Below are 17,825 nucleotides of genomic sequence, written 5' to 3' on the forward strand. Positions count from 1 at the left end.
GGGGTTCGTGCCGCGGGTGCTCAGGCGGCGGCCTGGGCGCCGCCCGCCCGCGCGCCGCTCTCCTGCGCGCTGCTCTCCTGCTCCACCTCGATACGGGCGTTCCACTCGCGCTTGGACGCCTGCCAGCCGTCCTCGTTGTGACCGAGGCGCCAGTAGCCGGAGATCGAGAGGTCCTCGCGCGGGATCCGCAGGTCGACCCGCAGCATGCTGCGCAGCTCCTTCACGAAACCGGCCTCGCCGTGCACGAAGGCGTGCACCCGGCCCTCGGGGAACTCCAGGGCGCGGACGGCCTCCAGCAGGGCGGCGCCGACCGGGCGGTCCCCGCGGTGCAGCCAGACGATCTCCGCGGCGGAGTCGATCTTCTGCTCCTCCTCGGGCCCGGCGACCTCCACGAAGGCGTGGGCCCGCGCGCCGGCGGGCAGCGTCTCCAGGGCGCGGGCGATGGCGGGCAGCGCGCTCTCGTCGCCGACGAGCAGATGCCAGTCGGCGTCCGGGTCCGGGGCGTAGGCGCCGCCGGGGCCCATGAAGCGCAGGCTTTCGCCGGGCTGGACGCGCAGCGCCCAGGGGCCGGCCAGGCCCTCGTCGCCGTGGATCACGAAGTCCAGGGTCAGCTCGCCGTGCTCGGCGTCCCAGTCGCGCACGGTGTAGGTCCGGGTCACCGGCCACTGCTCGCGCGGGAACTCGGCGCGGATCCGCTCCAGGTCGAAGGGCTCCGGGTAGGTGACGCCCGGCGGGCCGAACAGGAGCTTCACGTAGTGGTCGGTGCAGGTGTCCGCCGCGAAGCCGGCGAGTTCGTCGCCGCCGAGCACCACGCGCTGCATGTGCGGGGTCAGCCGCTCGGTGCGCACCACGCGGGCGGTGTGGACCTTGCGCGGCTTTCGTTCCGGACGCTCTGCCATCACGGCCTCCTGCGAACTGGGTTAGGTATACCTAAGTTAACATCTCTCCTGTCGGCCCGATCTTCCTTTGTGGTTCAACGATCGCGCTTTGCTCGAAAATTGCCCACCTGACGGCTTTGTTTACGCGCGGCCCTACGCGCTCAGCGTGGTCAGCAGCCGCTGGAGCGAGCCGCCGAGGCCCCACCGGGCCGCCAGCTCGTCCAGGCCCGCCGGATCGCGCGGGGCGCCCGGCAGCGCGGTGTCCACCTCCGGCAGCGGGACGTCACCGGCCACCCGCACCACCTCGGGCGCGACCGCGAGATACGGCCGCGCCTCGGCCAGCCGCCGGCGCTGGGCGGGGGTGAGCTTCGCCTTCGGGTCGTCCACGGCCGCCATGATCCCGGCCAGGTCGCCGAAGGCGGCGAGCAGCTTGGCGGCCGTCTTCTCGCCGACCCCGGGCACGCCCGGCAGTCCGTCGCTCGGGTCGCCGCGCAGCAGCGCCAGGTCCGCGTACCCCCGTCCGTCGACGCCGTATTTCTCGCGCAGCACCGCCTCGTCGGTCAGCTGGAGGGTGCCCACGCCCTTGAGCGGGTACAGCACCCGCACGCCCCGTGCGTCGTCCACCAGCTGGTACAGATCGCGGTCGCCGGTGACGATGTCGACCGGGCCCGCGGCGCGGGCGGTGAAGGTGCCGATCACGTCGTCCGCCTCGTAGCCGGCGACCCCGACGCGGGCGATGCCGATCGCGTCCAGCACGGAATCGATGACGGGAACCTGCGGGGCGAGGGTGTCCGGCACCTCCTCCGCGTCCGGCGCGCCGGTGTGCTCCTCGGCGACCCGGTGCGCCTTGTACGTGGGGATCAGGTCGACCCGCCACTTCGGCCGCCAGTCGGCGTCCATGCAGGCCACCAGGTGGGTGGGCCGGTGGTCCTTGACCAGGCGGTCGATGAAGTCCAGCAGTCCGCGCACGGCGTTCACCGGGGTGCCGTCCGGCGCCTTCACGGAGTCGGGGACGCCGAAATAGGCGCGGAAGTACAGCGAGGCGGTGTCGAGGAGCATCAGTCGTCCGGTCACGTCTCGCATCATGCCGTACGCCACTGACAGTCACCCCGGGATCACTCTCGCGCGCCTTCCGTCCGGGAACGCGTTGCGTGCTGCGCATCGCGGTGAGCCCGGCCACGAATGAGTTTGCCTTTGCTTGACCTGGGGAGGCGCGCCGTCAGGAGCGAAGTAGTGCGCCTTTCAACTGTCGGGGCCCCGGGCCCCGCCCCGCTGACGGCCGGACGGACCTTCGCCACCTGTCCCCTGTTCCCGAGACAAGAGGTTCGCGTGCGAGCGAGGCTTGAGGCGGAGCACCTGTTCAAGGTGTTCGGCAGACGACCGGACGAAGCGGTGGAGCGCCTGAGAGAGGGCACCGACCGGGAGGAACTGCGCGCCGACGGCACCATGGCCGCCGTGATCGACGCGTCCTTCCGGGTCGAGGCCGGCGAGATCTTCGTCGTCATGGGCCTGTCGGGCTCCGGCAAGTCCACCCTGCTGCGGATGCTCAACGGCCTGCTGGAGCCGACCGCGGGCAGCGTGCGCTTCGACGGCGCGGAGCTGACCGCGCTGGGCGACCGCGGCCTGCGCGAACTGCGCTCCCGGAAGATCAGCATGGTCTTCCAGCACTTCGCGCTGTTCCCGCACCGCAGCGTCCGCGAGAACGCCGCCTACGGCCTGGAAGTGCAGGGCGTGCCCCGCGCCGAGCGCGAACGCCGCGCCGACGAGGCGCTCGCCCTGTGCGGCCTGGCCGGCTGGGAGACGTCCTGGCCCGACGAGCTGTCCGGCGGCATGCAGCAGCGCGTCGGCCTCGCCCGCGCCCTGGCCACCGACGCCGACCTGCTGCTCATGGACGAGTCCTTCAGCGCCCTGGACCCGCTGATCCGCCGCGACATGCAGGACCAGCTCCTGGAGCTCCAGAAGACGCTGAAGAAGACCATCGTCTTCATCACCCACGACCTCAACGAGGCCATGCGCCTGGGCGACCGGATCGCCGTCATGCGCGACGGCCGGATCGTGCAGACCGGCACCGCCGAGGACATCCTGCTGCGCCCGGAGAACGACTACGTGGCGTCCTTCATCCAGGACGTCGACCGCTCCCGGGTGCTCACCGCGGGCGCCGTCATGGACACCGCGCCGCGCGGCGACGAGGCCGACTGCGGCTGCGAGACGGCGACGCCCGAGACCCCGTTCACCGAGCTGTGCGCGATCAGCGCCCGGGTGGCGCACCCGGTCGCCGTCCTCGACGCCGACCGCACCCTCGTCGGCGTGGTGCCCCGGCAGCGCCTGGTGGGCTTCCTCGGCGACGAGCAGGGCGAGCCCACCGCCTGCGACGGCTTCGGCACGGACGGGAAGAAGGTGATCAGCCGTGCCTAGGCTGCCCCTCGGCGACTGGGTCGACTCCGGTGTGAACTGGCTGGTCGCCCACCTCTCCTGGCTCTTCGACGCCATCAAGGCCGTCATGGAGGGCATGTACAACGGCATCGACGCCGTCCTCGGCGCGCCCACGCCGCTGCTGATGGCCGGCATCCTCGCCGTCCTCGCCTGGTGGCTGCGCGGACTGCTCGCCGGTGTCCTCGCCTTCGCCGGATTCGCCCTGGTCGACTCGCTCCAGCTGTGGGACCAGGCGATGTCCACGCTCGCCCTGGTCCTGGTGGCCACCGTGATCGCCCTGGTGATCTCGATCCCGCTGGGCATCTGGGCGGCCCGCTCCAAGGCGGTCGGCGCCGCCGTACGGCCCGTCCTGGACCTGCTCCAGACGATGCCCTCCATGGTCCTGCTGATCCCGGCCATGCTCTTCTTCGGGCTCGGCACCGCGGCCGGTGTCGTGGCCACCCTGATCTTCGCCCTCGCCCCCGGCGTCCGCATGACCGAACTGGGCATCCGCCAGGTCGACGCCGACCTGGTCGAGGCCGCCGAGGCGTTCGGCACCACCCCGCGCGACATCCTGTGGCGCGTCCAGCTGCCGCTCGCCCTGCCGACCATCATGGCGGGCGTCAACCAGGTGATCATGCTGGGCCTGTCCATGGTCGTCATCGCCGGCATGGTCGGCACCGGCGGCCTCGGCGGCGCCGTCAACGAGGCCATCGGGCAGCTCGACATCGGCTACGGCTTCGAGGCCGGCGTGGGCATCGTCGTCCTCGCCATCTACCTGGACCGCATCACCGGCGCTCTGGGCACCCAGCTGTCCCCGTCCGGCCGCCGCGCCGCCGCCAAGGCACCGCAGCGCGCCTGGTCGTACCGGCCGCGCCCGGTCGTCGCCGTCGTCGGGATCGTCGTCCTCGCGCTCGCGGCGGGCGGCGTCGGCGTCCTCGGCTCCAGCGGCACCACCTCCGAGGCGTCCGGCACCGATGTCGGCAAGGGCAAGGAGATCAAGATCGGCTACATCCCCTGGGACGAGGGCATCGCCTCCACGTTCCTGTGGAAGGAGATCCTCCAGGAGCGCGGCTTCAAGGTCACCACCACCCAGTACGCGGCCGGCCCCCTCTACACCGGCCTCGCCACCGGGCAGATCGACTTCGAGACCGACTCCTGGCTGCCCACCACGCACGCCGAGTACTGGAAGAAGTACGGCAAGCAGCTCGACGACATCGGCAAGTGGTACGGCCCCACCTCCCTGGAGCTGTCCGTCCCCTCGTACGTGAAGGACGTCGATTCGCTGGCGGACCTCAAGGCGCACGCCTCCGAGTTCGGCGGGAAGATCGTCGGCATCGAGCCCAGCGCCGGCGAGATGGGCCTGCTCAAGACCAAGGTCCTCAAGGAGTACGGCCTGGACGGCACCTACCAGGTGATCGACGGCTCGACCCCGGCCATGCTCGCCGAGCTCAAGCGCGCCTACGCCCGCAAGCAGCCGGTCCTCGTCACCCTGTGGTCCCCGCACTGGGCCTACAGCAGCTACGACCTGAAGAAGCTCCAGGACCCCAAGGGCGCCTGGGGCAAGGGTGACGGCGTGCACACCCTGTCCCGCAAGGGGTTCGCCGAGGACAACCCGCAGGTCGGCCGCTGGCTGAAGAACTTCTCCATGACCGAGAAGCAGCTCACCGGCCTGGAGGCGAAGATCCAGGGGGCCGGCAAGGGCAAGGAGCAGGACGCGGTCCGCTCCTGGCTGCACGAGAACCCCGGCCTGGTCGACAAGTGGGCGCCGGTCTCCGGCGAACAGGCCGCGGGATGACCCGCCGACCGGGCGGCCGGGTGACCTGACCGGCCCGGACCGCCACCCGAGGGGCGGACGGCACCGTACGACGATGGGGTACGGAGCCGTCCGCCCCTCGGGGCGTTCCCGGGGTGAGGCGCCCGCGTCCCCTACGGGAAGAATCCGGCCAATCACCCAGCGTGATGACTCTGGCTGGTGGGCATATTCATCCCCGGGGAGGAAGCCGCGGGGGACCTCTCCGGGACCGCCGGCGCCTGGCGCGAACGCGAGGGTAGGGGGTATTCGGTGAGACGGGGATGTGACACGCGCATGAAACCGTTTGCCGAACATGCGTAGGGTGCAGTGAAGCCATCCGAGGAACGCACGACGAGCGGGGGAGGGAGCCGGAGCGATGGGCGACCACAAAGAGCAGCAGCCCGTACGGGTGGGCGCGGCGGTCCGGCGGCGCCGGCGCGCCCTGGAGCTGACCCTCGCGGCCGTCGCGGAGCGCACCGGCCTGTCCGTCCCCTTCCTCAGCCAGGTGGAGAACGACCGGGCGCGGCCCAGCAGCACCTCCCTGGAGAAACTGGCCGACGCGCTGCGCACCACGGCCGTCGAGCTCCTCGCCGCGGCCGACCCGGCCGCCACCGTCGACCTGGTGCGCGCCGAACCCCTCGCCGAGGACGACTTCGCCCCCCGCACCCGCAACCTGGTCCGCGGCCACCACCAGCTGCACGCCTCCGAGTTCACCGGCGACCACGACGCGGGCCGCGAGTTCCAGCATCGCAACGACGAATTGATGTACGTCGCCGACGGCGCCGTCGAGATCGAGGCCGAGGGCCGCGCGTACCGCCTCGGCCGCGGCGACACGCTGTACCTCACCGGCGGGGTCAGACACCGCTGGCGGGCGACCGTGCCGGACACCCGGATCGTCGTGGTGGCGGTGGCCGAGCACATCGAGGCCGTGCGGGACCGGACCCGGTGAAGCGCGTCGTCTCCCTGGTCCCCTCGCTCACCGAGGCCGTGGCCGAGACGCTGCCCGGGGCGCTCGTCGGGGCCACGGACTGGTGCAGTCATCCGGGGGAGCTGGACGTCGTCCGGATCGGCGGGACCAAGAACCCCAAGGTGGAGCGCATCGTCGAGCTCGCGCCCGATGTGGTGATCGCCAACGAGGAGGAGAACCGCGTCCCGGACCTCGACGCGCTGCGTGCCGCGGGCCTGGACGTGCTGGTCACCGAGGTGCGGACGGTGCCGGACGCCTTCGGGGAGCTGGCGCGGGTGCTGGCGGCCTCTGGGGCGCCCGAGCGGCCGAACTGGCTGCGGGAGGCCGAGGCGGCCTGGCGCGCGCTGCCGGCGCCCGCCGAGCGCCGCACGGCGGTCGTACCGATCTGGCGCCGGCCCTGGATGGTCGTCGGCCGGGACACCTTCGCGGGCGATGTGCTGGCCCGCCTCGGCGTCGACCACCTGTACGCGGACCATGCGGAGCGCTACCCCCGTATCCCCCTGGACGAGCTGCGGGCGGCCGCCCCGGACGTGGTCGTCCTCCCGGACGAGCCCTACCGCTTCACGGCACAGGACGGCCCGGAGGCGTTCCCGGGCCTGGCCTGCGCGCTGGTCAGCGGGCGCGATCTGACGTGGTACGGCCCGTCTCTGGCGTGGGCGCCCCGGACGCTGGGCGAGGCCCTGCGAGCAGCTCGCCGCTGAGCAGTCCGCGCACCGTGCCGGACGCCGCCGCGAGCCAGGCCGCGAGGAGCAGGACGTACAGCCCGACGGACAGCGCCTGGAACGCGGTGAGGGAGGTGTGCCGGGTGAGGGCGGCCGCGCCGGTGACACAGGTGCCCAGCGGGAAGGTGGTGCCCCACCAGGTCATCGCGAACCTCATGCCCTGGCGGCGGGCCCGCACCAGATGGGCCAGGGACAGCGCCAGCCACATCAGCGCGAAGCCCGTCACGGGCACGCCGTAGAGCACGGAGAACACGGCGAGACCGTGCGCGTAGGCGGCCGGTACGACGCCCGGCGCGGCGTTCGCGATCGAGCCGAGGGCGGTGGTGGACTGCCCGAGCGGGCCGAGGACCAGGAACAGGGTCGGGGTGAGCGCGAGCGGCAGCGGGCCCGAGGTGATCAGCCGGCCGAGGACCAGCGGCAGCATCAGCACGGTGGCGAACAGGCTCAGTCCGAACATCGCGAGACAGGCCAGCAGCAGGGTCGCGCGGGGCTGGCCCGGCGGCAGATGCGGCACCAGCAGCGGGCCGAGCGCGGCCGACACCATCGGCGCCACCAGCGGCAGCAGCCACACCGGGGAGGCGTGGGAGGGCTCGATGCGATGCCGTACGGACATCAGGTACGGCACGGCCACGGCCGCCACCAGCCCGATCGCCGTGCCCGCCGTGTACAGCACGGTGTCCAGGGCGACGGCCGCCCCGGTGCCGAGCCAGTCGCGGCCCGCGGTCAGCGCGCCGCCGCCGACGGCCAGCAGGGCCATGGCGAGGCAGCCGTAGAACGGGGCCATCGCCGGGTCGAGGAGATGGGCGCGGGCCTGGTCGCGATGGTGGACCCAGTGCAGGGTGCGGGCCGCGAGCAGAGTCACCAGCATCAGCAGGGACAGTGCCCAGACCGCCGCCAGGAGGGTGTGCAGGCCGGCCGGAAGGCCCACCGGCAGCGCGGTGCCGGCCGTGCCGACGGCGGCGGTGCCCATGACGGAGGCGTACCAGTTCGGGCCGAGATGGCGGACCCGGGCGGCGCGGGGCGCGCGGGTGGCGGGGAGGGATTGGGCGACGGTGACCATGGCATCCACGGTGCCCGGGGGAATCGTCCCTGACCAGGGAGTTCGTCTCTATGAGGGCATAAGCTGGTCTTATGAGCGAGGTGGAGGGGTCCGCAGGGCGGCGCGAGGGCGCGGGGTCGTTGGCGCACCGGGTGCCGGATCTGGCGGCGTTGGAACTGCTGCTCGCGGTGGCGCGGCTGGGGAGCCTCGGCGCTGCCGCGCGGGAGGTCGGGATCACGCAGCCGGCGGCGAGCAGCCGGGTCCGGTCGATGGAACGGCAGCTGGGGGTCGCCCTGGTGGACCGCTCCCCGCGGGGGTCCCGGCTCACCGACGCGGGGGTGCTGGTGACGGACTGGGCGCGGCGGGTGGTGGAGGCGGCGGCGGCGTTCGACGCGGGGGCGCGGGCGCTGCGGGACCGGCGGGACTCGCGGCTGCGGGTGGCGGCGAGCATGACCATCGCCGAGTACCTGCTGCCGGGCTGGCTGCTCGCGCTGCACGCGGAGCGTCCGGACACGGCGGTGTCGCTGCTGGCCGGGAACTCGGCGAGGGTGGCGGAGCTGCTGCTGTCGGGGGAGGCGGACCTGGGGTTCGTGGAGGGGCTCTCCGTGCCGGCGGGTCTCGACGCGGTGGTGATCGGGCACGACCGGCTGATCGTGGTGACGGCGCCGGGCCACCCCTGGGCCCGCCGCCGGCGGCCGCTCTCGCCCCAGGAGCTGGGGGAGACGCCGCTGATCCTGCGGGAGCGGGGGTCGGGGACGCGGCAGGTGCTGGACGCGGCGCTCGGGGGGCTCGCCCGTCCGCTGATCGAGCTGTCCTCCACCACGGCGGTGAAGGCGTCGGCGGTGAGCGGGGCGGGACCGTCGGTGCTCAGCGAGCTGGCGGTGCGGGAGGAACTGGCCCTGCGACGGTTGGTGGCGGTGCCGGTGGAGGGGGTGTCGCTACGGCGCGATCTGCGGGCGGTGTGGCCGAAGGGGCACCGGCCGACGGGCCCGGCGCGGGATCTGCTGGCCCTGACGCGGGCGTGAGCCGGGGCGGGGGTGGGGACGCTTGCCCGCGCTGACGGGGTGCCTCCCCCAGAGGGGGTACCCCCAGCGCCCACCCGTGCCGCCCCAGCGGCACGACTGCCCGCAGCGACGGGGGCGGCGCCCCGGAAGCCGACGGCACCGCGGTCCCCCCGGCCCCTGCGGCGCGGACGCATCAACCCGCCGCCCGCACCAACCCCTCCATCACCCGCAGATCCTCCCCCATCTCCGGATGCCACTGCACACCGACCACCCACCCCCGGTCCGCCGGTAGCTCCACCGCCTCCACCGTGCCGTCCTCCGCGTACGCCGACGGCACGAGGTCACGGCCGAGGCGGGACAGCGACTGGTGGTGGTACGTGGGGACCGACACCCCCTCGGGGGCGAGGGCGGCGTACCGCGTGCCCGGTACCGGCTTCACCGGGTGCATGCCGAAGACGCCCACCACCTCCGCGTGCCCCGCCAGGTGCTGGACCAGCGTCCCGCCGAGCGCCACGTTCAGCAGCTGCATGCCCCGGCAGATGCCCAGCAGCGGCGTGCCCGCGTCCAGCGCCGCGTGGATCAGGGCGAGTTCCCAGGCGTCGCGGGCCGGGGCCGGCGGGCCGGTGCGGGGGTCGCGCTCGGCGCCGTAGCGGGCCGGGTCCACGTCCGGGCCGCCCGCGACGACCAGGCCGTCCAGCCGGGCGACCGCCGCCGCGGCCAGCGAGGGGTCGTCGGGCGGCAGCATGCAGACGAGGCCCCCGGCCCGCTGGACCAGCCGGGGATACGCGGCGGGCAGCAGCGCGGCCTCCAGCTCCCAGACCCCCCAGCGCGTCCCGGCCTCCAGGTACGTGCTCACACCGATCAGCGGTCGTCCGCCCACGCCAGCCTCCCCAAAAAGGTATACAGGAATACCTTTGCAGAATCCGCTTACGTCAGGAAGCCCCGCAGCAGCGCCGCCGTGCCCGCGCAGTGCTCCCGCATCATCTCCCGCGCGCCGTCGGCGTCCCCGTCGAGCACCGCCTCCACCAGTGCGGTGTGCTGTCGCTGGGAGTGCTCCAGATTGCGCACCAGCAGCGGGATGCAGTCCAGCAGCTCGTTGACCTGCGCCCGCACCGCCGCGTACTGCGCGGTCAGCGAGGGGGAGCCGCACAGCTCGGCCAGGGTCAGATGCAGCAGCGTGTCCAGGCGGCGGTAGTCGGCCAGCGGCGCCTCGTGCGTCCCGGCCAGCGCCTCCCGCAGCCGCTCGGCCTGCTCGCGGCTCAGCCCGTGCGCCGCGCACAGCCCGGCCGCGCCCACCTCCAGCACCTCGCGGAAGCGCAGCACGTCCTCCACGTCGACCGCCGCGATCCGCCGCCGCAGCTCGTCCTCGCCGCCGGCGTCCGCGCGGGGCAGCACGAACGTTCCGCCGTACCGCCCGCGCCGCGCCTCCACCAGGCCCTGGTCCTGGAGCACCTTCAGCACCTCGCGCAGCGTCACCCGGCTGATCCCCAGCCGCTCCGCCAGCTCCCGCTCCGCCGGCAGCCGTTCGCCGCCCGGCACCAGGCCGAGCCGTACCACCTGGAGGATCTGCTCCAGGGCCTCCTCGAAGCCGTTGCCCGCCCGCACCGGCCGCAGCACCGGAGCGAGGTGGTCACCCACCCCGTGCCACTCCGTATGAGACGACATCCGCCGTACCCCCTTCCCAAGCAATGGTTCTGAGCAATACCTTATGGCTCCCGGCCCGGCCGAAGAAGCGCGAAGGCGCCCAAGGAGGCTTTTCCGTGGCAGACCGCACAGCCCCGCTCCCCGTCGACGAACTCCGTGCCCGCGTGGAGAGCGGTGAGATCGACACTGTCGTCCTGGCGTTCCCCGATATGCAAGGGCGCCTCCAGGGCAAGCGGTTCGCCGCCCGGTTCTTCCTCGAGGAGGTACTGGAACACGGCACCGAGGGCTGCAACTACCTGCTCGCCGTCGACACCGAGATGAACACGGTCGACGGCTACGCGATGTCCTCCTGGGAGCGCGGCTACGGCGACTTCGCCATGCGCCCCGACCCCGCCACCCTGCGCCGCATCCCCTGGCACCCCGGCACCGCCCTGCTCGTCGCCGACCTCGCCTGGAACGACGGCGCCCCGGTCACCGCCGCCCCGCGCCAGATCCTGCGCCGCCAGCTCGACCGGCTCGCCGAACTCGGCTACACCGCCCAGGTCGGCACCGAGCTGGAGTTCATCGTCTTCAAGGACAGTTACGAGCAGGCGTGGGACGCGGGATACCGGGGGCTGACCCCGGCCAACCAGTACAACATCGACTACTCCATCCTCGGCACCGGCCGCATCGAGCCGCTGCTGCGCCGGCTGCGCAACGACATGGCGGGCGCCGGGCTCACCGTCGAGTCCGCCAAGGGCGAGTGCAATCCCGGGCAGCACGAGATCGTCTTCCGCTACGACGAGGCGCTCACCACCTGCGACCAGCACGCCCTGTACAAGACCGGCGCCAAGGAGATCGCCGCCCAGGAGGGCGTCTCGATCACCTTCATGGCGAAGTACAACGAGCGCGAGGGCAACTCCTGCCACATCCACCTCTCGCTCACCGACGCCGACGGCGCCAACGCCATGGCGGGCCCCGACGGGATGTCCGAGGTGATGCGGCACTTCCTCGCCGGACAGCTCGCCGCCCTGCGCGACTTCTCCCTGCTCTACGCCCCCAACATCAACTCCTACAAGCGGTTCCAGCCCGGCTCCTTCGCCCCCACCGCCGTCGCCTGGGGCCACGACAACCGCACCTGCGCCCTGCGCGTGGTCGGCCACGGCCCCTCCACCCGCTTCGAGAACCGCCTCCCGGGCGGCGACGTCAACCCCTACCTCGCCGTCGCCGGACTGGTCGCCGCCGGCCTGTACGGCATCGAGCACCAGCTCGAACTCCCCGAGCCCTGCGCCGGCAACGCCTACACCGCGGGCTTCGCACACGTCCCGACCTCCCTGCGCGAGGCCGCCGAGCTGTGGGAGAACAGCCCGATCGCCCGGGCCGCCTTCGGCGACGAGGTGGTGGCCCACTACCGCAACATGGCCCGCGTCGAGCTGGACGCCTTCGACGCCGCCGTCACCGACTGGGAGCTGCGCCGCTCCTTCGAACGCCTGTGAGCACGCCCGCGTCCCCCCGGTCCGCCCGCCCGTGAAAGGTCGATCCGTGTCCGACTCCGACGAGTTGAAGGTCCTCAACCCCGCCACGGAAGAGGTCCTCGCCACCGTCCCCGCCGCCACCGCCGAGGACGTCGACGCCGCCGTCGTACGGGCCGTCCGCGCCCAGAGCGGGTGGGCCGCGCTGGCCCCCGCCGACCGGGCCCGGCTGCTGCGCCGCTTCGCCGACACCGTCGACGCCCACCTGGAGGAACTCGCCCGCCTGGAGGTCCGCGAGGCCGGGCACACCCTCGGCAACGCCCGCTGGGAGGCCGGCAACGCCCGCGATCTGCTGGAGTACGCGGCCGGCGGGATCGAGCGCCTGCTCGGCAGGCAGATCCCGGTCCCCGGCGGCTGGAACGTCACCTTCCAGGAACCCCTGGGCGTGGTCGGCGTGATCGCCCCCTGGAACTTCCCCATGCCGATCGCCGCCTGGGGCTCCTTCCCGGCGCTCGCCGCGGGCAGCGCCGTCGTCCTCAAGCCCGCCGAGACCACCCCGCTCACCGCCCTGCGCCTGGCCGAACTCGCCCTGACGGCGGGTCTGCCCGAGCATCTCTTCCAGGTGCTGCCGGGCCACGGCCACATCGCCGGACGCGCCCTGGTGGACCACCCGGACGTGGCCAAGATCGTGTTCACCGGGTCCACCCGCACCGGCCGCGAGATCATGGAGCGCTGCGCCCGGCTGGTCAAACCGGTCACCCTGGAACTCGGCGGCAAGAGCCCGAACGTCGTCTTCGCCGACGCCGACCTGAAGACCGCCCTCGACCCGTTCTCCTTCCTGGACAACGCCGGGCAGGACTGCTGTGCCCGCACCCGCGTCCTCGTCCAGGAGGCGGCCCTGGACGAGGCCCGCGACTTCCTCGCCGACGCGCTCGCCGCCGTCGTCGTGGGCGACCCGGCCGACGAGAAGACCCAGATGGGCCCGCTGATCTCGGCGGCCCAGCGGGAGCGCGTACGGTCGTACGTCCCCGACGGCGCCCCCGCCCTGCGCGGCAGCGCGCCCGACGGACCCGGCTTCTGGTTCCCGCCGACCGTCCTCGTGGGGGAGCGGCACGACAGCCCGGCCGCCCGCGAGGAGATCTTCGGGCCCGTGGCCGTCCTGCTCCCCTTCACCGACGAGCGGGACGCGATCCGCCTCGCCAACGACACCCCTTACGGGCTGTCCGGCTCCGTGTGGACCCGCGACCTCGGCCGCGCCCTGCGCGTCTCCGGGGGCGTGCGCGCGGGCAACCTGTCCGTCAACTCCCACTCCAGCGTCCGCTACTGGACCCCGTTCGGCGGCTATAAGCAGTCCGGCCTCGGCCGGGAGCTCGGCCCCGACGCCCTGACCGCCTTCACCGAAACCAAGAACGTCTTCATCAGCACGGAGGGCCCCGTACAGTGACCGACAACAGTGTTTGCCGCCGCCTGGTCGGCCGTACCGCCGTCGTGACCGGAGCCGGCAGCGGCATCGGCCTCGCCACCGCCCGCCGCCTCGCCGCCGAGGGCGCCCATGTCGTCTGCGCGGACGTGGACGAGGTCCGCGGCAAGGCCGCCGCCGAGGAGGTGGGCGGGCTCTTCGTCCAGGTCGACGTCACCGACCCCGAGCAGGTCGAGGCGCTGTTCAAGACGGCGTACGACACCTACGGCAGCGTGGACGTGGCCTTCAACAACGCCGGTATCTCCCCGCCCGACGACGATTCCATCCTGGAGACCGGCCTGGAGGCGTGGAAGCGTGTCCAGGAGGTCAACCTCACCTCCGTCTACCTGTGCTGCAAGGCCGCGATCCCCTACATGCGCCGCCAGGGCAAGGGCTCCATCATCAACACGGCGTCCTTCGTGGCCCGGATGGGCGCGGCCACCTCCCAGATCTCGTACACGGCCTCCAAGGGCGGCGTCCTCGCCATGTCCCGGGAACTGGGCGTGCAGTTCGCGCGGGAGGGCATCCGGGTCAACGCGCTGTGCCCCGGGCCCGTCAACACCCCGCTGCTCCAGGAGCTGTTCGCGAAGGACCCGGAGCGGGCCGCCCGCCGGCTCGTGCACATCCCGGTGGGCCGGTTCGCCGAGGCCGAGGAGATCGCCGCCGCGGTCGCCTTCCTGGCCAGCGACGACTCCTCCTTCGTCAACGCCACCGACTTCCTGGTGGACGGGGGCATCGCGGGCGCGTACGTCACGCCCGTCTAGGCCGTTTCCCCCGGAGCGTCGTGCGCGGAGGTCCGCCGAGGCGCTCAGCGAACCGGCGCGACGGCGGGAAGGGCGTCGAAGAGGTCGGCTGAGCGGTCGTGGGGGACGCGGGCGGCGATGTGGCCGTCCGGGCGGATGAGGATGAGCTCGCCCGGGCTCGGCGCGTAGATCCGGCGGTATTCGCCGGCGCCGTCGAGAATCCCGCCGGCGGTGTCGATCCTGTGCACGTGCAGGGTGGCGGCGTCGGCGCGGTCGGTGAGGGCCGGGTCGTCGTTGCCGTAGGCGATCAGGGTCCACTGCGGGCCGCGGGTGAGGTCGAACAGGTCGCCGGAGAAACCAGGGCCGCGCAGCCCGGTGGCGTTCGGTGCCCGGTCTCCGGCGACCGGCCCCTCGGTGCGGTCGTCACGGCGGCTGCCGTAGCGGATGCTGAGGCCGGTCGTCACGGCGTCGTCGGCGAGCTCTCCGAGGGCCGTGCCCAGCAGCTCGGAGTCGTCGCCGAGGCGCAGGGTCGTCCGGTCCAGCTTGTGCGTGCTCAGCGCGAGCACCGTCCGCGCGACGGGCGCCCGTTCGGCGGAATAGGTGTCCAGCAGGTCGGGGTGCGCGCCGCGGACGACCGCGCCCAGCTTCCAGCCGAGGTTGTAGGCGTCCTGGATGCCGGTGTTCATGCCCTGGCCGCCGGCGGGCGTGTGCACATGCGCCGCGTCGCCCGCGAACAGGACCCGTGCGCTGCGGTAGTCGTCCAGCATGCGGATGTTGACGCGGTAGACCGAGAGCCAGGTCGCGCTCGTCAGCGTGACCCCGGCGTTCCGCTCGTCCAGCAGCCGCTGGTAGAGCTCGCGGGTCGGGGTGCCCGGCTGCGTGCCCGCCGGGACGGGGGCTTGCAGCTGCCACAGGTCGCTGTGGGGCAGCGGCGTGAGGACGAGCATCCCGTCGCCGGAGGTCCACACGTGCATATGGTCGCGGGCCAGGCCGTCGACGGTGACATCGCCGATGTACCAGCGCTCCGTCTCGCGGGTCTCCCCCTCCAGATGGAGACCGAGCAGCCCGCGGACCGTGCTCTTGCCGCCGTCGGTCGCCACGACGTATCGGGCCCGCACCGTACGGACGCCGTCCGGTGTGCGGAGGGTGGTGGTGACCCCGTCCTGGTCCTGCACGAGGTCGACCGCCTCCGTCCGGTGCGTCACCGAACCGCCCAGTCGGCGCAGCCGTTCGCGCAGCGCGTGCTCGACGTCGAACTGACCGATCCAGAGCGGGTCGGGATAGGGCGTCCGGAAGGAACTCCTGGCGCGGAGGGTGATCGAGGGCCGGTCCACGACGCTGCCGTCCGAGTCGTGGAAGCGCAGCGGCAGACCGGCGACGCCATGGCGCACGATGTGCTCGACGGCGCCGAGGTCGTCGAGCACCTCCAGGGAGCGGGGCTGGATCGTCTTGGCCTTGGACCCGCGGCCGGCGGTCGCCTCCCGCTCGACGATCTCGCAGCCGACGCCGCGTCGGGCGAGATCGCAGGCGAGCGTGAGGCCCACGGGGCCGGCTCCGACGATCAGGACATCGGTCTGGAACACGCCGTGCTCGTTCATGTCGAGCCTCCCCGAAGTGCCGATGCAGGGCATCGAACGACTTATTAGATGCGGTGCCGCATCTTCTGAGACCGAGACTAGGCGCGGCTGTTAAGATGCGCAAGTGCATCCTAAAGAGAATCGGCCGGTCCAGCGCCGGCGCGGCGCGGAGTTGGAGAAGGCCCTGCTCGCCGCGGCATGGGCGGTGCTGCGGGAACACGGTTACGCCGGCTTCACCCTCGAAGCCGTGGCCGCCCGGGCCGCCACCAGCCGACCGGTCATCGCCCGCCGGTGGGCGACCCGCAACGACTTGCTGCGCGCCACCATCACGCACGCCGGCATGACCCGGCGCACCCCGATGCCGGACACCGGAAGCCTGCGCGGCGACCTCGTCGCCTTCCTGCGCGAGGTCAACGACTCCCGTCTGGACTTCGCGGTGGTCCTGGGCGTCCAGCTCGGCGGCTACTACCAGGAGACCGGCGAGACCCTCTCCGAGCTGCGCGATGTGCTGCTCAAGGGGCAGGAACCGGTACTCGACCGGATCCTCGACGCGGCCGCCGGGCGCGGCGAACTCGACCCCGGCCGGCTGACCCCGCGCATCCGGTCCCTGCCGGTGGACCTCCTGCGCCACCACGCCTTCATGACCTTCCAGGCGATGCCGGACGAAGGCATCGAGGAGATCGTCGACACGATCTTCCTGCCCCTCGTCCGCCCCTCCCGCCCCGGTCCGGACAGCGGCGCATGACGCGACGGCTCGGGCGGAACCGTTCCGGGCGTCCCGGACGATTCCGCCGCCGCCTTGCGCGTCCCGCTCAGAGGAAGGTGTGCCCCTCGCCCCGGTAGGTGGGCACGGTCGCCGTCACCACGTCGCCCTCGACGAGGTGCAGCGACGCGAACCGCTCGCACAGCTCGCCCGCCTTGGCGTGCCGGAACCACACCCGGTCGCCGATCAGCAGATCGTCGGCGGGCGAGCCGAGCAGCGGGGTCTGCACCTCGCCCGCGCCCTCCTGCGGGTCGTACGTCAGCCCCTGCGGCAGATACGGCACCGGCGAGCGGTCCGGACCCGGCGCGCCGGAGGCCGGGTAGCCGCCGCCGAGCACGGTGACGACGCCCACCCCGGGCCGCCGTACCACCGGCAGCGCGAAGAGCGCCGCCGGACGGCCGCTGAAGGAGGTGTAGTTGTCGAACAGCCGTGGCACGTACAGCCCGGAACCGGCCGCGATCTCGGTGACGGCGGGCTCGGCGGCGGTGTGCTGCACACTGCCGGTGCCGCCGCCGTTGACGAACTCCAGGTCCGGCGCGACGGCCCGTACCGCGCGCACGGCCGCGCCGCGCCGCTCGGCCAGCTCCCGGCGGGCGGCGCCCTGCATCAGCCGGATCGCCCGGGAGCGCAGCGGCCGCCCGGCGACGGCGTCACCGACCCCCGCGACATGCCCCTCGTACGCCATCAGCCCCACCAGCCGGAACCCGGGGCGCTCGGCCACCACCCGCGCCGCCTCGGCGAGTTGGGCGGGGGAGTGCAGCGGGGAGCGGCGGGCGCCGATCCGCACCCGGCCGCCCAGCAGCTTCAGCGAGGTGTCCAACTCCAGGCATATCCGCACCACTTCGCGCCCGCCGTCGCGGGCCGCGTCGATCAGGTCGAGCTGGGCGGGGTCGTCCACCATCACGGTGACGGCGGCGGCCAGCTTGGGATCGGCGGTCAGTTCGGCGAACCCGGAGCGGTCGGCGGAGGGGTAGGCGAGCAGGATGTCGTCGAAGCCCGAGCGCGCCAGCCACAGCGACTCGGCGAGGGTGAACGACATGATGCCCTGGAAGCCGTCCTTGGCCAGCACCCGCTCCAGCAGGGCACGGCAGCGCACGGACTTGCTCGCGACCCGTACCGGCTTGCCGCCGGAGCGGCGGACCAGATCGGCCGCGTTGGCGTCGAAGGCTTCCAGGTCCACGAGCGCCAGCGGCGCTTCGAGATGGGCGGTGGCCCGGTCGTACCGGGCCCGGTCGGCGGCACGCGCAGTCATGCCGGAAGCCTGCCAGAAGGGATTACCGCAGGGTAGAGGGACGTTCCGGGCAAGTGCCCCGGCCTGCCCCACTGGTTCCGCCCCGGGCCCCGACAACCCGTAGAGTGACGCGCACGTAC

General features: G+C 73.0%; 16 protein-coding genes. 9 read left to right on the forward strand and 7 right to left on the reverse strand.

Annotation, left to right across the window (positions count from 1 at the left end; translation table 11 throughout):
* Positions 1-20: 20 nt before the first annotated feature.
* Positions 21-899 carry a siderophore-interacting protein gene (locus GHR20_RS28745; RefSeq protein ID WP_153814806.1) on the reverse strand — a complete coding sequence of 293 codons (879 nt, stop codon included), beginning with the start codon at positions 897-899 and terminating at the stop codon, positions 21-23.
* Positions 900-1,031: 132 nt separating this feature from the next.
* Entirely contained in the window at positions 1,032-1,961 is a 930-nt protein-coding gene (locus tag GHR20_RS28750) for a 5'-3' exonuclease (RefSeq protein ID WP_243878411.1), read from the reverse strand.
* A gap of 246 nt (positions 1,962-2,207) precedes the next feature.
* Between GHR20_RS28750 and GHR20_RS28755 the strand changes: the two genes are divergently transcribed.
* The 4 genes from GHR20_RS28755 to GHR20_RS28770 all read left to right on the forward strand — a co-directional run bounded on the left by GHR20_RS28755 (position 2,208) and on the right by GHR20_RS28770 (position 6,753).
* Positions 2,208-3,293 (forward strand): betaine/proline/choline family ABC transporter ATP-binding protein, encoded by a 1,086-nt coding sequence (locus GHR20_RS28755; protein ID WP_111585226.1) that lies wholly within the window; start codon positions 2,208-2,210, stop codon positions 3,291-3,293.
* Positions 3,286-5,088: an ABC transporter permease/substrate binding protein gene (locus GHR20_RS28760; RefSeq protein WP_153814809.1), complete on the forward strand. Its 1,803-nt coding sequence runs from the start codon at positions 3,286-3,288 to the stop codon at positions 5,086-5,088. The genes GHR20_RS28755 and GHR20_RS28760 overlap by 8 nt, the downstream gene beginning before the upstream one ends.
* 373 nt (positions 5,089-5,461) lie before the next feature.
* Complete coding sequence (locus GHR20_RS28765) at positions 5,462-6,034, forward strand: helix-turn-helix domain-containing protein (RefSeq protein ID WP_111585228.1); 573 nt, start codon at positions 5,462-5,464, stop codon at positions 6,032-6,034.
* The gene (locus GHR20_RS28770; RefSeq protein ID WP_153814810.1) at positions 6,031-6,753 is read left to right on the forward strand and encodes a helical backbone metal receptor; all 723 of its coding nucleotides are present in this window, start codon (positions 6,031-6,033) and stop codon (positions 6,751-6,753) included. Before GHR20_RS28765 ends, GHR20_RS28770 begins: the two co-directional genes overlap by 4 nt.
* Here the strand turns inward: GHR20_RS28770 and GHR20_RS28775 are convergent.
* Positions 6,665-7,834 (reverse strand): TDT family transporter, encoded by a 1,170-nt coding sequence (locus GHR20_RS28775; protein WP_153814811.1) that lies wholly within the window; start codon positions 7,832-7,834, stop codon positions 6,665-6,667. The two genes, GHR20_RS28770 and GHR20_RS28775, sit on opposite strands and share 89 nt — an antisense overlap.
* Before the next feature lie 71 nt (positions 7,835-7,905).
* Between GHR20_RS28775 and GHR20_RS28780 the strand changes: the two genes are divergently transcribed.
* On the forward strand, positions 7,906-8,838 hold the full coding sequence (locus GHR20_RS28780; protein WP_153814812.1) for a LysR family transcriptional regulator: 933 nt from the start codon (positions 7,906-7,908) through the stop codon (positions 8,836-8,838).
* Positions 8,839-9,010: 172 nt separating this feature from the next.
* Here GHR20_RS28780 and GHR20_RS28790 read toward each other — a convergent pair whose 3' ends face one another.
* Both GHR20_RS28790 and GHR20_RS28795 read right to left on the reverse strand, forming a co-directional pair.
* Positions 9,011-9,697: a gamma-glutamyl-gamma-aminobutyrate hydrolase family protein gene (locus GHR20_RS28790; RefSeq protein WP_153814814.1), complete on the reverse strand. Its 687-nt coding sequence runs from the start codon at positions 9,695-9,697 to the stop codon at positions 9,011-9,013.
* Between the two features lie 47 nt (positions 9,698-9,744).
* On the reverse strand, positions 9,745-10,482 hold the full coding sequence (locus tag GHR20_RS28795; protein ID WP_153814815.1) for an FCD domain-containing protein: 738 nt from the start codon (positions 10,480-10,482) through the stop codon (positions 9,745-9,747).
* Positions 10,483-10,577: 95 nt separating this feature from the next.
* Between GHR20_RS28795 and GHR20_RS28800 the strand changes: the two genes are divergently transcribed.
* From GHR20_RS28800 to GHR20_RS28810, 3 genes are read left to right on the forward strand one after another with little or no spacing between them, the layout of a single operon-like run.
* Positions 10,578-11,936 (forward strand): glutamine synthetase family protein, encoded by a 1,359-nt coding sequence (locus GHR20_RS28800; RefSeq protein ID WP_148027603.1) that lies wholly within the window; start codon positions 10,578-10,580, stop codon positions 11,934-11,936.
* Positions 11,937-11,982: 46 nt separating this feature from the next.
* Entirely contained in the window at positions 11,983-13,356 is a 1,374-nt protein-coding gene (locus GHR20_RS28805; RefSeq protein ID WP_153814816.1) for an aldehyde dehydrogenase family protein, read from the forward strand.
* Positions 13,353-14,135: a 3-oxoacyl-ACP reductase gene (locus GHR20_RS28810; RefSeq protein ID WP_111585236.1), complete on the forward strand. Its 783-nt coding sequence runs from the start codon at positions 13,353-13,355 to the stop codon at positions 14,133-14,135. The genes GHR20_RS28805 and GHR20_RS28810 overlap by 4 nt, the downstream gene beginning before the upstream one ends.
* Positions 14,136-14,179: 44 nt before the next feature.
* Here the strand turns inward: GHR20_RS28810 and GHR20_RS28815 are convergent, their stop codons facing one another.
* Entirely contained in the window at positions 14,180-15,712 is a 1,533-nt protein-coding gene (locus tag GHR20_RS28815) for an FAD-dependent monooxygenase (protein WP_243878147.1), read from the reverse strand.
* A gap of 103 nt (positions 15,713-15,815) precedes the next feature.
* On the opposite strand from GHR20_RS28815, the gene GHR20_RS28820 reads away from it, so the two are divergent.
* Positions 15,816-16,436: a TetR/AcrR family transcriptional regulator gene (locus GHR20_RS28820; protein WP_153814817.1), complete on the forward strand. Its 621-nt coding sequence runs from the start codon at positions 15,816-15,818 to the stop codon at positions 16,434-16,436.
* Between the two features lie 67 nt (positions 16,437-16,503).
* On the opposite strand, the gene GHR20_RS28825 is transcribed toward GHR20_RS28820, so the two are convergent.
* Positions 16,504-17,706 carry an amino acid deaminase/aldolase gene (locus GHR20_RS28825; RefSeq protein WP_153814818.1) on the reverse strand — a complete coding sequence of 401 codons (1,203 nt, stop codon included), beginning with the start codon at positions 17,704-17,706 and terminating at the stop codon, positions 16,504-16,506.
* Positions 17,707-17,825 lie beyond the last annotated feature (119 nt).

Origin of the sequence: Streptomyces sp. SUK 48 (assembly GCF_009650765.1) — a bacterium.
In the GTDB taxonomy this organism is placed as follows: domain Bacteria; phylum Actinomycetota; class Actinomycetes; order Streptomycetales; family Streptomycetaceae; genus Streptomyces.

Excerpts from the sequence above, each read along its gene's own strand:
- GHR20_RS28745 (WP_153814806.1), bottom strand. The coding sequence starts at position 899 with ATGGCAGAGCGTCCGGAACGAAAGCCGCGCAAGGTCCACACCGCCCGC.
- GHR20_RS28750 (WP_243878411.1), bottom strand. The coding sequence starts at position 1,961 with ATGCGAGACGTGACCGGACGACTGATGCTCCTCGACACCGCCTCGCTG.
- GHR20_RS28765 (WP_111585228.1), top strand. The coding sequence starts at position 5,462 with ATGGGCGACCACAAAGAGCAGCAGCCCGTACGGGTGGGCGCGGCGGTC.
- GHR20_RS28775 (WP_153814811.1), bottom strand. The coding sequence starts at position 7,834 with ATGGTCACCGTCGCCCAATCCCTCCCCGCCACCCGCGCGCCCCGCGCC.
- GHR20_RS28780 (WP_153814812.1), top strand. The coding sequence starts at position 7,906 with ATGAGCGAGGTGGAGGGGTCCGCAGGGCGGCGCGAGGGCGCGGGGTCG.
- GHR20_RS28795 (WP_153814815.1), bottom strand. The coding sequence starts at position 10,482 with ATGTCGTCTCATACGGAGTGGCACGGGGTGGGTGACCACCTCGCTCCG.
- GHR20_RS28815 (WP_243878147.1), bottom strand. The coding sequence starts at position 15,712 with ATGAACGAGCACGGCGTGTTCCAGACCGATGTCCTGATCGTCGGAGCC.
- GHR20_RS28825 (WP_153814818.1), bottom strand. The coding sequence starts at position 17,706 with ATGACTGCGCGTGCCGCCGACCGGGCCCGGTACGACCGGGCCACCGCC.